The organism is Pseudomonas fuscovaginae SE-1 (assembly GCF_000364705.1).
Classification (GTDB): Bacteria; Pseudomonadota; Gammaproteobacteria; order Pseudomonadales; family Pseudomonadaceae; genus Aquipseudomonas; species Aquipseudomonas fuscovaginae_A.
Genome location: NZ_AQOH01000056.1, coordinates 23,062 through 35,927 on the forward strand (window position 1 = coordinate 23,062; position 12,866 = coordinate 35,927).

The 12,866-nt window shown below is 63.1% G+C and carries 12 protein-coding genes; 2 read left to right on the top strand and 10 right to left on the bottom strand.

The genetic code is table 11. The annotated features are described in order from the left end of the window. Nucleotides 1-271: 271 nt before the first annotated feature. The 10 genes from K675_RS0106370 to K675_RS0106415 all read right to left on the bottom strand — a co-directional run bounded on the left by K675_RS0106370 (nt 272) and on the right by K675_RS0106415 (nt 10,190). Entirely contained in the window at nt 272-2,233 is a 1,962-nt protein-coding gene (locus K675_RS0106370) for a DUF4105 domain-containing protein (protein WP_017902677.1), read from the bottom strand. Continuing rightward, nucleotides 2,230-2,550 (bottom strand): DUF2388 domain-containing protein, encoded by a 321-nt coding sequence (locus tag K675_RS0106375; protein WP_017902678.1) that lies wholly within the window; start codon nt 2,548-2,550, stop codon nt 2,230-2,232. Before K675_RS0106375 ends, K675_RS0106370 begins: the two co-directional genes overlap by 4 nt. Nucleotides 2,551-2,575: 25 nt before the next feature. Continuing rightward, nucleotides 2,576-2,869, bottom strand: coding sequence for a DUF2388 domain-containing protein (locus tag K675_RS0106380; RefSeq protein ID WP_017902679.1), 294 nt, complete (start codon nt 2,867-2,869; stop codon nt 2,576-2,578). Nucleotides 2,870-3,046: 177 nt separating this feature from the next. Beyond that, entirely contained in the window at nt 3,047-3,364 is a 318-nt protein-coding gene (locus K675_RS0106385) for a DUF2388 domain-containing protein (protein WP_017902680.1), read from the bottom strand. A 378-nt stretch (nt 3,365-3,742) separates the two neighbouring features. After that, nucleotides 3,743-3,958, bottom strand: coding sequence for a DUF1127 domain-containing protein (locus K675_RS0106390; RefSeq protein ID WP_017902681.1), 216 nt, complete (start codon nt 3,956-3,958; stop codon nt 3,743-3,745). 325 nt (nt 3,959-4,283) lie between these two features. Beyond that, nucleotides 4,284-5,777 (bottom strand): acetyl-CoA hydrolase/transferase family protein, encoded by a 1,494-nt coding sequence (locus K675_RS0106395; RefSeq protein WP_026144982.1) that lies wholly within the window; start codon nt 5,775-5,777, stop codon nt 4,284-4,286. A 179-nt stretch (nt 5,778-5,956) separates the two neighbouring features. Further along, nucleotides 5,957-7,393 (bottom strand): NAD(P)(+) transhydrogenase (Re/Si-specific) subunit beta, encoded by a 1,437-nt coding sequence (locus tag K675_RS0106400; RefSeq protein WP_017902683.1) that lies wholly within the window; start codon nt 7,391-7,393, stop codon nt 5,957-5,959. Then, nucleotides 7,390-7,716 (bottom strand): NAD(P) transhydrogenase subunit alpha, encoded by a 327-nt coding sequence (locus K675_RS0106405; RefSeq protein WP_017902684.1) that lies wholly within the window; start codon nt 7,714-7,716, stop codon nt 7,390-7,392. Before K675_RS0106405 ends, K675_RS0106400 begins: the two co-directional genes overlap by 4 nt. A gap of 16 nt (nt 7,717-7,732) precedes the next feature. Continuing rightward, a complete protein-coding gene (locus K675_RS0106410) occupies nt 7,733-8,854 on the bottom strand; it encodes a Re/Si-specific NAD(P)(+) transhydrogenase subunit alpha (protein ID WP_017902685.1) in 1,122 nt (373 codons plus the stop codon). 436 nt (nt 8,855-9,290) lie between these two features. Further along, complete coding sequence (locus tag K675_RS0106415; RefSeq protein ID WP_017902686.1) at nt 9,291-10,190, bottom strand: LysR family transcriptional regulator; 900 nt, start codon at nt 10,188-10,190, stop codon at nt 9,291-9,293. A 157-nt stretch (nt 10,191-10,347) separates the two neighbouring features. Between K675_RS0106415 and K675_RS0106420 the strand changes: the two genes are divergently transcribed. Both K675_RS0106420 and K675_RS0106425 read left to right on the top strand, forming a co-directional pair. Beyond that, entirely contained in the window at nt 10,348-11,529 is a 1,182-nt protein-coding gene (locus K675_RS0106420; protein WP_017902687.1) for an acyl-CoA dehydrogenase, read from the top strand. 14 nt (nt 11,530-11,543) lie between these two features. Continuing rightward, nucleotides 11,544-12,764, top strand: a complete 1,221-nt coding sequence (locus K675_RS0106425) for a CaiB/BaiF CoA transferase family protein (protein WP_017902688.1) — start codon at nt 11,544-11,546, stop codon at nt 12,762-12,764. The last annotated feature ends 102 nt before the right edge of the window (nt 12,765-12,866 follow it).

Genomic DNA, 12,866 nt, shown 5'->3' on the forward strand with positions numbered 1-12,866 from the left:
GCGGCGCTCACGGCATGGGTGTCTGACAAGATTACTGTGGCGAGCGGGTTTGTATGGCTGTTGGGCTTATGTGGCGAGCGGGCTTGCCCGCGCTGGGCTGCGGAGCGGCCCTGGAGTCGACCCACGCGGTGTACCAGGCAAAACCGGCTTTGCCGGACTTGCGACTGCTTCGCAGCCGAGCGCGGGCAAGCCCGCTCGCCACATAGGCCCGATCACAATGAAAGCAGGATTTATCCGCGAAAGGGGCGCAACGGCCACCACCGCTTCCGGATCAGGGCAGCTCCAGACCCCCCGCCGCCTTGTGCAGGCTGCGCAGGTGCTCGCCGACCATCTTCAGGTTGGCCTCGCTGGCCTCGATCTCGGCTTCGCGCGCCGGGTCGAGCAGCTTGCGCACTTCCTTGTCGAGGTCACCGGTCAGGCGCTGCAACTGCTGCTGGCGCTGGGCGCTCTCGGCTTCCAGGCGCTGCCACTCGCCCGGCTGTGGCAGGCCGTAGCCGCCGCTGCCCAGCAGTTCCGCCGGGCGGCTGAGGAAGCCGCTGTTGGCCAGGATCGCCTGCAGGGTGCGGTTGGCCTGGTCCATGCCGCTGTCCTGGATGTCACGCCCGCCGAGGTACTTCTGCTTGACCTCGTCCTGGGCCAGCAGCAGTTGCCGGCGATAGCCCGCCTGCTCCAGCAGCAGCAAGGCGGCACTGGTGCGCAGGTCGGCCTGGGCGAACCACGGGCGGCGTTCCGCGGGGCGCAGGGTCAGCCAGTCTTCGACGGTTTCCTGTCTGATCGGCAGGTGCTGCTTCAGCACCTCGAACATCGCCTGGTAGCGGTCCCGGTAGGAGTCGAAGCGATAACCCAGGCGCAGCGCCTCGCGCGGGTCGTCGAGCACGCTGGTGTCGGCCAGTCCCCTGCCCTTGAGCACTTCCAGCAGGCCGTTGGGCATGATGCTGTCCAGGCCCTTGAGCTGGGCGTTGTCGGTGCCGCTGCGCAACAGCTTGAGGGTCTCGACCGCACAGTTGTTGGTCACGAAGTAGTAGTTGCCGTCGTAGCTCCAGTGCATCTCGGCGGCATGCTCGACCACTTCCTCGATTTCCCGGCGCGACAGTTTCAGCGGCACCGAGGCCAGGCTGCGCAGTTCAGTCTTGGTGTACTCGTCAATGACCTGGGCCAGCGGCAGCACGAACAGGCGCGACGGGTAGGCGCCGGTCAGGCCGCCCCAGGTCGAGAGCTGCACGTCGTTGACGAAGGCACGGTAGGACAGCACCAGGTGCTGGTCCAGGTCCAGCCGGCAATCCGGCCCGCGTGGCCGGCCAGGCGCGCAGATCACCAGGCGCAGCATGCTGTGGCCCCAGCGGCTGACCCAGTTCTGGTTGGCTTCGGCCAGCAGGTAGTCGACCTCGTAGACCCGCTCGGGGTCGATCTTGCCCAGGGGCGTCTTGCCGAAGTCATTGCCGGCGTTGAGGAACGGGAAGGCCGTAGCGCAGGTGTCCTTTTTCGGCGGGGCCCAGCCGAAACGCTCCTGGTAATAGCGGTAAAGCGCCGGGCGGCGACAGGCATAGGCCGGGTCGAGGAGGAAGTACTCCATGTTGACCGCCACGAACTCCTTGGGGTTGGTGGTCTCGTAGAGGTCCGGGCTGCGGGCCACCTGCTTGTTGTGGTCCTCGCGCTGGCCGCGGGTGCCGACCGATTGCGGCCAGCCGGCGAGATCGAGCAGGCGCGGGTCGTCGCTGAGAGTGAAGCGTCGGGCGGTCTGGCCCCTGCATTGATCGGGCAGGCCGACCAGGCCGGTGTTGCCGCTCTGGCGGCGGCAACGCTCGATCAGCCGGCGTTCGGCCTCGGGCCACAGGCGGGCGCGGTCGTAGATATGGGTCAGTTCGTGCAACACGGTGGCGAGCATTTCCTCGCGCACGGTGCCGTGGGGGCGGTGGGTCTTCTTCGTTGCCGCCGAGCCATCGACCAGGCCGGGCAGCAGATTGCGGTTGAGCTCCACCGTCGAGACCAGGGACGCTTCGCCGTAGGCGTTGTCCGGCATGTGGGTGGACCAGCTCATTTCGATGCGCCGGTCCAACTGCTCGATGAAGCTCGGCGGCAGGTGCGCGATGGCTTCATCCAGCAGGGCCTGGCTGGCGCGCTGCTCGGCCGGGCTCAGGCCATCGGTCTTGAGCTGCAATTGCAGGCCGGCCTGGGCCGCGTTGCCGACAAGCAACAGCGCGCAGGCCAGCAGCCAGCCGGCAAGTGGCTTCACAGGGCGAGAATGGCTTCGGCGAGGGTCTGGTCGCTGGCGTCGCGGGCTTCCGGCACCTGGGTGCGCAGGGCGCTGAAGGCGGCTTCGAGTTGTGCACCGCGGATCTCGCCATGGCTGGCGACGAAACTGGCGGCGTCGTCATGGGCGTCGCGAACCACTTTCGAATCGCGGATCGAGGTGGTGGTGTCCGAGGTGAAGTCGATGGTGCGACCCGAGGCCCGGACGATGATGTTGCTGGTGGCCACCAGGGTGTGCGCCGAGGCCACGTCGGCCAGCAGCAACAAGCCGAGGGTGGCGGCGATCAAGGGGGTACGCATGAAGTGTCTCCGGATACAGAAGTGACTATTGGACGAGAATTGCCTCGGCCAGTTCAAGGTCGCTTGCATGAAGTTTTGGCCGGCTCTGGCGTAACCAGGTCAAGGCCGACTCCAGCTGTGCTCCCCGCACCTGGCCGTCGCTGGCGACAAAGGCGGCGGCGTCATCCCGGGCCGCCAGTATCAGTTTATGGTCGAAGGGCGCGGTGGTCACCTGGCTGGTGACATAACCGCTGACGACGACGCCTTGGGTCGTCATGTCGAATGCGTGGGCCTGAGTGATCCAGCTGAGGGCTATGAGCAATAAGGATAATGAACGCATGAGTCTCGATGGCTGATTGAACGAGCGTCAAGGCTAGCGGAATGAGCCGGCCAGAACCAGCGCGGCGGTCTGCACCGTGCCGGCGAGGACCTCGGATGGCTTCCTTTCGTGGCAGATTCCATGATTGTGGGCAAGGCTTGCCGGTCTCTTCGCGGGCAAGCCACGCGCTCGCAGTCGTCAGATCGCCAGGATCGCCTGGGCCAACTGTGCGTCGCTGGCCTGCAACTGTGGCGCCTGGCGGCGGATGGTGTCGAAGGCGCTCTCCAGCTTCACGCCGCGGATGCGACCTTCGCTGGCGACGAAGCTGGCGGCGTCGTCCCGGGCGGCACGCACGATCTTGTTGTCACGCAGTGACGAGGTCGCGTCCGAGGTGGTGTCGGTGGTGGCCTGGAGCGCGCCGACCAGGGCATCGGTGGTGACGAGGAAACTGCTGGCATGGGCGGTGGCGGCCATGCACAACAGGCTGGCAGCGCCGAGCAGGCGAAGACGGGACATGGTGAATCTCCTGGACATGAAGAGGAACGATGGCCCGGTGGAAGCAGCCAGTCGAACACGGTAACGATGAACCTCAGACGCACATTCCGCGCCGCGGGCTACCTATGACCACGATATTAGGCGCAGTTCCATGGGCTCCGGAAGCCGGTTTCGCCGCCCTGATGGCCGTTCTAGAGCCTTTTCGTCGGATTTCATAAACTGTACTGGTCTGTTTTTACTGTTTTGGAAATTGTACCTGTTCGTCGATTTCGACGGGTTTGCCGCAAGAATCCGTCGCCCTGAAACGACAGAACCCGTCGCGGTTTCCCGCGACGGGTTCTGTGTGTTCAATTCGGTTGCTGGCGGTGGACCCGGAAGGTCAGGGCCAGCGGGCGCTGCTTAGCGCCAGAACGGCTTGCTCAGCTCTTCGTAGCGCTGGGCTTCGCTGATACCGGCGTCAGCCAGCAGGCGAGCGTCCAGGCGAGCCAGTTGATGGCGGCTGGCGATACGGCGCTGCCACAGCATCAGGTTGGCCAGAATGCGCAGAGGCAGGGAAGCTTTGGCTTCAGTAGCGGTGTTTTCGTAGAACAGTTCGGAACTGAGTGTACGTTCCATGGTTGACATCCTTCCGCTTTTGGCGGGATCAGGGAGTGGTTTAACTTCGACTGATGCCAATGATCCTCTCATTTGCCCAGTCTCTCTAGATACAGTTCACCTGTATTGTGAGGGACCAGTTAACTGTTTATAGGGGCTGTACTGCTCGAAATTGAGGCAACTGTACCTGTCTGCACGATATTGGTGCATTTTTGTGCAGTTGTGGAGGCGGAGAGGGAAATTGGAGGGGAAAAACACCGGTACAGCAGTACAGTTTTTTCTAGTTTGTGTGGGGCGGTCCACCCGCTGACGAAACGGTGTTGGCGTCAGCGGGGAACTGTTTCCATCAGTCGGCGAGCATTTTCCCGGTTTCTTCCAGGTTCATGTGCCAGCTCAGTGCTTCACGCAGGATGTGTGGCGTGTGCCCGCCCAGGGCGCAGGCGCGCTCGAAGTAGTCATTGAGCGCGTCGCGGTACATCGGGTGCACGCAGTTGTCGATGATCGTCCGTGCCCGCTCCCGCGGCGCGAGGCCGCGCAGGTCGGCCAGGCCGATCTCGGTGACGAGGATATCGACGTCATGCTCGGTGTGGTCCACGTGGCTGACCATCGGCACCACGCTGGAGATGGCGCCGCCCTTGGCGATCGACTTGGTGACGAAGATCGCCAGGTGCGCGTTGCGGGCGAAGTCGCCGGAGCCGCCGATGCCGTTCATCATCCGCGTGCCGCAGACGTGGGTGGAGTTGACGTTGCCGTACAGATCGAACTCCAGGGCGGTGTTGATGCCGATGATGCCCAGGCGCCGAACCACCTCGGGGTGGTTGGAGATTTCCTGCGGGCGCAGTACCAGCTTCTCTTTATAACGCTCCAGGTTGCCGAACACGTCGCTGTTGCGGCGGCTCGACAGGGTGATCGAGCTGCCGGAGGCGAAGGACAGCTTGCCGGCGTCGATCAGGTCGAAGGTCGAATCCTGCAGTACCTCGGAGTACATGGTCAGGTCTTCGAACGGCGAGTCGATCAGGCCGCACATCACCGCGTTGGCGATGTTGCCGATCCCTGCCTGCAGCGGGCCGAGCCTGTTGGTCATGCGCCCGTCCGCCACTTCCTCTTTAAGGAAGGCGATCAGGTGGTCGGCAATGGCTTGGGTTTCGCTGTCCGGCGGCGTCACGGTGGACGGCGAGTCGGGCTGCTCGGTGATGACGATGGCGACGATCTTCGCCGGGTCGATCGGGATCGCGGTGCTGCCGATACGGTCGTCGGCCTTCACCAGCGGGATCGGCGTGCGGGTCGGACGGTAGCTGGGGATATAGATGTCGTGCAGGCCTTCCAGGTTCGGATTGTGCGCCAGGTTGATCTCGATGATCACCTGCTTGGCGAAGATCGCGAAGCTGGCCGAGTTGCCCACCGAGGTGGTCGGCACGATATGCCCCTGTTCGGTGATAGCCACGGCCTCGATGACCGCCAGGTCCGGCAGCTTGAGTTGCTTGTTGCGCAACTGTTCGACGGTTTCCGACAGGTGCTGGTCGATGAACATCACCTGGCCTGCGTTGATCGCCTTGCGCAGGGTGTTGTCGACCTGGAACGGCATGCGGCGCGACAGCACGCCGGCTTCGGTGAGTTGCTTGTCGAGATCGTTGCCCAGGCTGGCGCCGGTCATCAGGGTGATTTTCAGCGGCTCCTGCCTGGCGCGTTCGGCCAATGCATGGGGCACGGCCTTGGCTTCGCCGGCGCGGGTGAAACCGCTCATGCCGACGGTCATGCCGTCCTGGATCAGTGCGGCAGCGTCAGCCGCGCTCATCACCTTACTGGAAAGAGAAGGCAAGCGAATACGATCACGGTACATGGATTTTTTCTCGGGCAACGGAAGCAGGATGCGCAGTCTAGAGGTTTGAAAAAGTTTCGCCGCGCGACCAAGGTCGAATGCCGACCCCTGATTCAGGGCCTTTGGTCGGTTTTTCGCAGGCAAAGAAAAACCCCAACCTACTAAAGGATGGGGTTTTCGGTATTGCGCTGGAGCAAGGCTTATTCGACGGCCTTGACCATGTCCTCGATGACCTTCTTCGCATCGCCGAAGACCATCATGGTCTTGTCGAGGTAGAACAGTTCGTTATCCAGACCGGCGTAGCCGCTGGCCATGGAGCGTTTGTTGACGATGATGGTCTTGGCCTTGAACGCCTCGAGGATCGGCATGCCGGCGATCGGCGACTTCGGATCGTTCTTCGCCGCCGGGTTGACCACGTCGTTGGCGCCCAGTACCAGCACCACGTCGGCCTGGCCGAACTCGGAGTTGATGTCCTCCATCTCGAACACCTGGTCGTAGGGCACCTCGGCCTCGGCCAGCAGTACGTTCATGTGTCCGGGCATTCGGCCGGCCACCGGGTGGATCGCGTACTTCACGGTGACCCCGGCGTGGGTCAGCTTCTCGGTCAGTTCCTTCAGCGCATGCTGGGCGCGGGCCACCGCCAGGCCGTAGCCGGGCACGATGATCACGGTGTCGGCGTTGGTCAGCAGGAAGGTCGCGTCGTCGGCCGAGCCGGACTTCACCGGCCGTGCCTCTTTCGCACCGGCCGGGCCGCCGGCGTCCGCCGCATTGCCGAAACCGCCGAGCAGGACGTTGAAGAACGAACGGTTCATCGCCTTGCACATGATGTACGAGAGGATCGCACCGGACGAACCCACCAGGGAGCCGGCGATGATCAGCATCGAGTTGTTCAGCGAGAAGCCGATCCCCGCCGCCGCCCAGCCGGAATAGCTGTTGAGCATCGACACCACCACCGGCATGTCGGCGCCGCCGATCGGGATGATGATCAGCACGCCGAGCACGAAGGCCAGGGCCAGCATCAGGGCGAAGGCCGGCAGGTTGCCGCTGAACATGAAGGTCAGGCCCAGGCCGAGGGTCGCCAGGCCCAGCAGCAGGTTCAGCTTGTGCTGGCCGCCGAACTGTACCGGTGCGCCTTGGAACAGGCGGAACTTGTACTTGCCCGAGAGTTTGCCGAAGGCGATCACCGAACCGGAGAAGGTAATGGCACCGATTGCTGCGCCGAGGAACAGCTCCAGGCGGTTACCGGCCGGAATCGAGTCGCCCAGTTGCTTGACGATGCCCAGTGATTGCGGCTCGACCACCGCCGCGATAGCAATGAACACCGCGGCCAGGCCGATCATGCTGTGCATGAATGCCACCAGCTCGGGCATCTTGGTCATTTCCACGCGCTTGGCCATGATCGAACCGGCGCTGCCGCCGATCAGCAGGCCGACGATCACGTAGCCGATGCCAGTGGTGGCCAGTTCCGCGCCGAGCTTGAACACCAGGCCCACGGTGGTGGCGATCGCCAGGGCCATGCCGAGCATGCCGAACAGGTTGCCGCGACGCGACGTGGTCGGGTGCGAGAGGCCCTTGAGAGCCTGGATGAAGCAGACCGACGCGATCAGGTAGAGCATCGTTACCAGATTCATGCTCATGACTTGGGCGCCTCTTCTTTTCCGGCTTTCGGGGCTTTCTTCTTGAACATCTCAAGCATGCGGCGCGTCACCAGGAAGCCGCCGAACACGTTGACGGCGGCCAGGGCCACGGCCAGGGTGCCCATGATCTTGCCCAGCGGGGTCACGGTCAGGGCGGCGGCGAGCATGGCGCCGACGATCACGATCGCCGAGATGGCGTTGGTCACGGCCATCAGTGGGGTGTGCAGCGCGGGTGTGACGTTCCAGACCACGTGGTAACCGACATAGATCGCCAGCACGAAGATGATCAGGTTGTAGATACCGGGGGAGATAAGCTCTTCCATCTTCTGGGTCCTCTGCTCAGGCGTTCTTGCGGATGACCTGGCCGTCGCGGCACATCAGGCACGCGGCGACGATGTCGTCTTCGAGGTTCACTTCGAACTGTTTTTCCTTGTTGAAGACCAGCTTCAGGAAATCCAGCAGGTTGCGGGCGTACAGCGCCGAGGCATCGGCGGCGACTTCGCCGGGCAGGTTGGTCGGGCCGACGATGGTCACGCCATGGGCCACCACCACCTGGTCGGCGAGCGTCAGCGGGCAGTTGCCGCCCTGGGCGGCTGCCAGGTCGATCACCACCGAGCCGGGCTTCATCTGCGCGACGGTCTCGGCACTCAGCAATACCGGCGCCTTGCGCCCGGGAATCAGGGCGGTGGTGATGACGATATCCGCCTGTTTGGCCCGCTCATGCACGGCCACGGCCTGGCGTTGCATCCAGCTGGCCGGCATTGGTCGGGCGTAACCGCCCACGCCGACTGCACACTCGCGTTCCTCGTCGGTTTCGTACGGCACATCGACGAATTTCGCACCCAGGGACTCAATCTGTTCCTTCACCGCAGGACGTACGTCCGAGGCTTCGATCACCGCGCCGAGGCGCTTGGCGGTGGCGATGGCCTGCAGCCCCGCGACGCCGGCGCCGAGAATCAGCACGCGGGCGGCCTTCACGGTACCGGCGGCGGTCATCAGCATCGGCATGAAGCGCGGGTAGTGGTGAGCGGCCAGCAACACCGCCTTGTAGCCGGCGATGTTGGCCTGCGACGAGAGCACATCGAGGCTTTGCGCACGCGAGGTGCGCGGTGCGGCTTCCAGGGCGAAGGCCGTGATGCCCCGTTCGGCGAGCTTGCCGATGGTCTCGTTGTTGAAGGGATTGAGCATGCCGACCAGCACGGTACCGGGCTTGATCAGCGTCAGTTCGCTGTCGCTGGGGGCTACCACCTTGAGAATCAGTTCGGCGCCAAAAGCCTCGGCTGCGCTGCCGATATGGGCACCGGCCGTCTCATAGGCACTGTCGATGACGCTGGCACGTACGCCGGCGCCGCTCTGAACAGTGACCTTGTGACCCTGGCCGACTAGCTTCTTGATGGTTTCCGGAGTTGCAGCAACCCGAGTCTCACCTGTCTGGGTTTCGAGAGGAACACCAATGTGCACGTCAAATCTCCTGCGTGATCTTTTTTATAAGAAGGCCAGCGCACTGCGAGGGGTGCGACTGGAGCGGCCGATCAGCACGATCCCGCCATTTTCCAGACGGGGCGCGGCATTTTGCAGGCGAAAACCCGACCCTTCAAGCGCTTATGGAGGGTGACGCAAAATTAACTACAAGTCACCCCGTGACCGAATGTCGCACTGATAGGCCTCAACCCAGCAAAATAGAGGCCTCAAAAGGATTCTGGTGGGAAACTGAGAAATTTCGAATCGGCGGCGTGAATGGATCGGTATTGGTCGTAAAAGTGGCTGTAAGCCTTGCGTAACGGCACTTTCGTACAAATTTCAGGGGAGTCGATACAGTTTGCACAAAGGCGACATATTGTTATGTCTGTAGGTTTTGTATGTATTTGACTACGGGGTCAGGTATCGCTGGAGGCCTTTAGTTCAGAAGGCTGTAGGCTTTTGCCTGGTTCACCAGCCAGTCGCGAAATGCCCGCAGGGACGCCGACTCGACTTTTCGTTCGGGAATCATCAGGTAATAGGCCTTGATGCTGGTAAGCGCGCTGGAGTTGGCGATCACCAGGCGTTTTTCCGCCAGTTCCCGTTGGATCAGGAACGGTGGAATCAGTGCGATCCCCATCTCGTGCATGGCCGCCTGGGCCAGCATGGAGAACAGTTCATGGCGTGGGCCCGTCATGTCGCGAGGGATACTCAGCTCCTGAGCGTTGAACCACTGGCGCCAGGCGTAGGGGCGCGTGGTCTGCTGCAGCAGCGGCAGTTCGGCGATCTCGGCGGCACTCAGGCTCGCTCGGTTGCCCAGCAGTGCCGGACTGCACACCGGCATCGGATTCTCGCCCATCAGGCGATGGGACTCGGTGCCCGACCAGTCGGCATCGCCGAAGTAGATGGCGGCGTCGAAATCGGTGTCGGCGAACAGGAACGGGCGGGTGCGGTTGGTCAGGTTGACCGTGACTTCCGGGTGCTTCTGCTGGAAGTCCTTGAGTCGCGGCAGCAGCCACTGGGTGCCGAAGGTCGGTACCACCGCCAGTTCGATCACGTTGGTACCCTGCTGGCCCATGACGGACAGCGTATCGCGCTCCACCGCGTCCAGTTGTGTGGCGACCCGGCGGCTGTAGGAAAGCCCCGCCTCGGTGAGCTTCACCCCGCGTCGTGAGCGGCGGAACAGCTCGACACCGAGAAACTCCTCTAGGCTGGCAATCTGTCGGCAAATGGCGCCCTGGGTGAGGGAAAGCTCGACAGCGGCCTTGGTAAAGCTCTCATGACGGGCGGCGGCCTCGAAGCTGATCAGCGCGGCGGTGCTGGGGATCTTCCTGCGCATGTACGGCAATCTCACTAAAGGTTGTGGGAAATGGCTTCTGAAAAGCTTTCGGAGTGAGAAATTAGCACAACAGCATGCGAAATCCTCGTTTGCCGGATCTCCCGGCGGCGCCTAGGATCAATCCACGACATTTGACCTGTTTTGCGAGGAGTCTCTGATGGGCGCTAAAGCTAGCTTCAACTGGATCGATCCACTGCTGCTGGATCAACAGCTCACTGAAGAGGAGCGGATGATTCGCGACACCGCCCAGCAATTCGCCCAGGACAAGCTCGCGCCACGGGTGCTCGAAGCCTTTCGTCATGAACAGACCGATCCGGCGATCTTCCGCGAAATGGGCGAAGTCGGCCTGCTCGGTGCGACCATTCCGGTGGAGTACGGCGGCAGCGGCCTGAACTATGTCAGCTACGGCCTGATCGCCCGTGAGGTGGAGCGCGTCGATTCGGGCTATCGCTCGATGATGAGTGTGCAGTCCTCGCTGGTCATGGTGCCGATCAACGAATTCGGCAGCGAGGCACAGAAGCAGAAGTACCTGCCCAAGCTGGCCAGCGGCGAGTGGATCGGCTGCTTCGGCCTGACCGAGCCGAACCATGGTTCCGATCCGGGTGCGATGATCACCCGGGCGCGCAAGGTCGAGGGCGGCTACAGCCTGACCGGCAGCAAGATGTGGATTACCAACAGCCCGATTGCCGATGTGTTCGTGGTGTGGGCCAAGGACGATGCCGGTGATATCCGTGGTTTCGTCCTGGAGAAGGGCTGGAAAGGCCTGAGTGCGCCGGCGATTCACGGTAAGGTCGGCCTGCGCGCTTCCATCACCGGTGAGATCGTCATGGACAATGTGTTCGTGCCGGAAGAAAACGCCTTCCCGGATGTGCGCGGCCTGAAAGGCCCGTTCACCTGCCTCAACTCCGCCCGCTACGGCATCTCCTGGGGGGCGCTGGGGGCTGCGGAGCTCTGCTGGCACACCGCTCGCCAGTACACCCTGGACCGTCAGCAGTTCGGTCGGCCGTTGGCGGCTACCCAACTGATCCAGAAGAAGCTGGCCGACATGCAGACCGAGATCACCCTCGCCCTGCAGGGTTGCCTGCGCCTGGGGCGAATGAAGGATGAAGGTACCGCGGCGGTGGAAATCACCTCGATCATGAAGCGCAACTCCTGCGGCAAGTCCCTGGAAATCGCCCGCATGGCGCGGGACATGCTCGGTGGCAACGGTATCTCCGACGAGTTCGGGGTGGCTCGCCACCTGGTCAACCTGGAAGTGGTCAACACTTATGAAGGTACCCATGACGTGCATGCGCTGATCCTCGGGCGTGCGCAAACCGGTCTCCAGGCGTTCTACTGACAGGAGCTGGGCTCATGGGCGCGCTTTCGCATCTGCGGGTATTGGATTTGTCGCGGGTATTGGCCGGGCCCTGGTGCGGCCAGATCCTCGCGGACCTGGGGGCCGAGGTGATCAAGGTCGAGCGCCCCGGCAACGGGGATGACACGCGCGCCTGGGGGCCGCCCTTCCTCAAGGACGTCCATGGCGAGAACACCAGCGAGGCGGCCTATTACCTGGCGGCCAACCGCAACAAGCAATCGGTCACCATCGACTTCACCCGGCCCGAGGGTCAGCGGCTGGTGTGCGAGCTGGCGATGAAGTCCGACATCCTGATCGAGAACTTCAAGGTTGGCGGGCTGGCCGCCTATGGGTTGGATTACGAGTCGCTCAAGGCGCTGAACCCGAACCTGATCTATTGCTCGATCACCGGCTTCGGTCAGTTCGGGCCCTATGCCAAGCGTGCCGGCTACGACTTCATGATCCAGGGCCTGGGCGGCCTGATGAGCCTGACCGGCAAGCCCGAAGGTGATGAAGGGGCCGGGCCGGTGAAGGTCGGGGTGGCCCTGACTGACATCCTGACGGGGCTGTATTCGACCGTGGCGATCCTGGCCGCCCTCGCCCACCGGGATCGTGATGGTGGCGGGCAGCATATCGACATGGCCCTGCTGGATGTCCAGGTGGCGTGCCTGGCGAACCAGGCGATGAACTACCTGACCTCCGGGGTGGCGCCCAAGCGCCTGGGCAATGCCCATCCGAACATCGTGCCGTATCAGGATTTTCCGACCGCCGATGGCGATTTCATCCTGACGGTGGGTAATGATGGGCAGTTTCGCAAGTTCGCCGAGGTGGCGGGCCAGCCGCAGTGGGCGGACGATCCTCGGTTTTCCAGCAACGCCGCGCGGGTGGCCAATCGTGCGGTGCTGATTCCATTGATTCGCCAGGTCACCGTGTTCAAGACGACGGCCGAGTGGGTGGCTCAGTTGGAGCGGGTCGGTGTGCCTTGCGGGCCGATCAATGATCTGTCGCAAGTGTTCGCCGATCCCCAGGTGCAGGCGCGTGGACTGACGGTCGAACTGCCCCATGCGCTGGCCGGGCGGGTGCCGCAGGTGGCGAGCCCTATCCGGTTGTCCGAGACGCCGGTGGAGTATCGCAATGCTCCCCCTCTATTGGGCGAGCATACGCAGGAGGTTCTGCAGCGGGTGTTGAGCCTGAGTCCGGAGGCGGTAGCCACGCTAAGGGAGTCCGGGGTGCTCTAGGCGCCCTGCTCTCTTCTATATAGATAGATTTAGGTGTGTCGCCACCTGCCCCTGCTTCTGCTTTTGCTTTTGTGGGAGCCGGCTTTGCTGGCGATCCGCCGC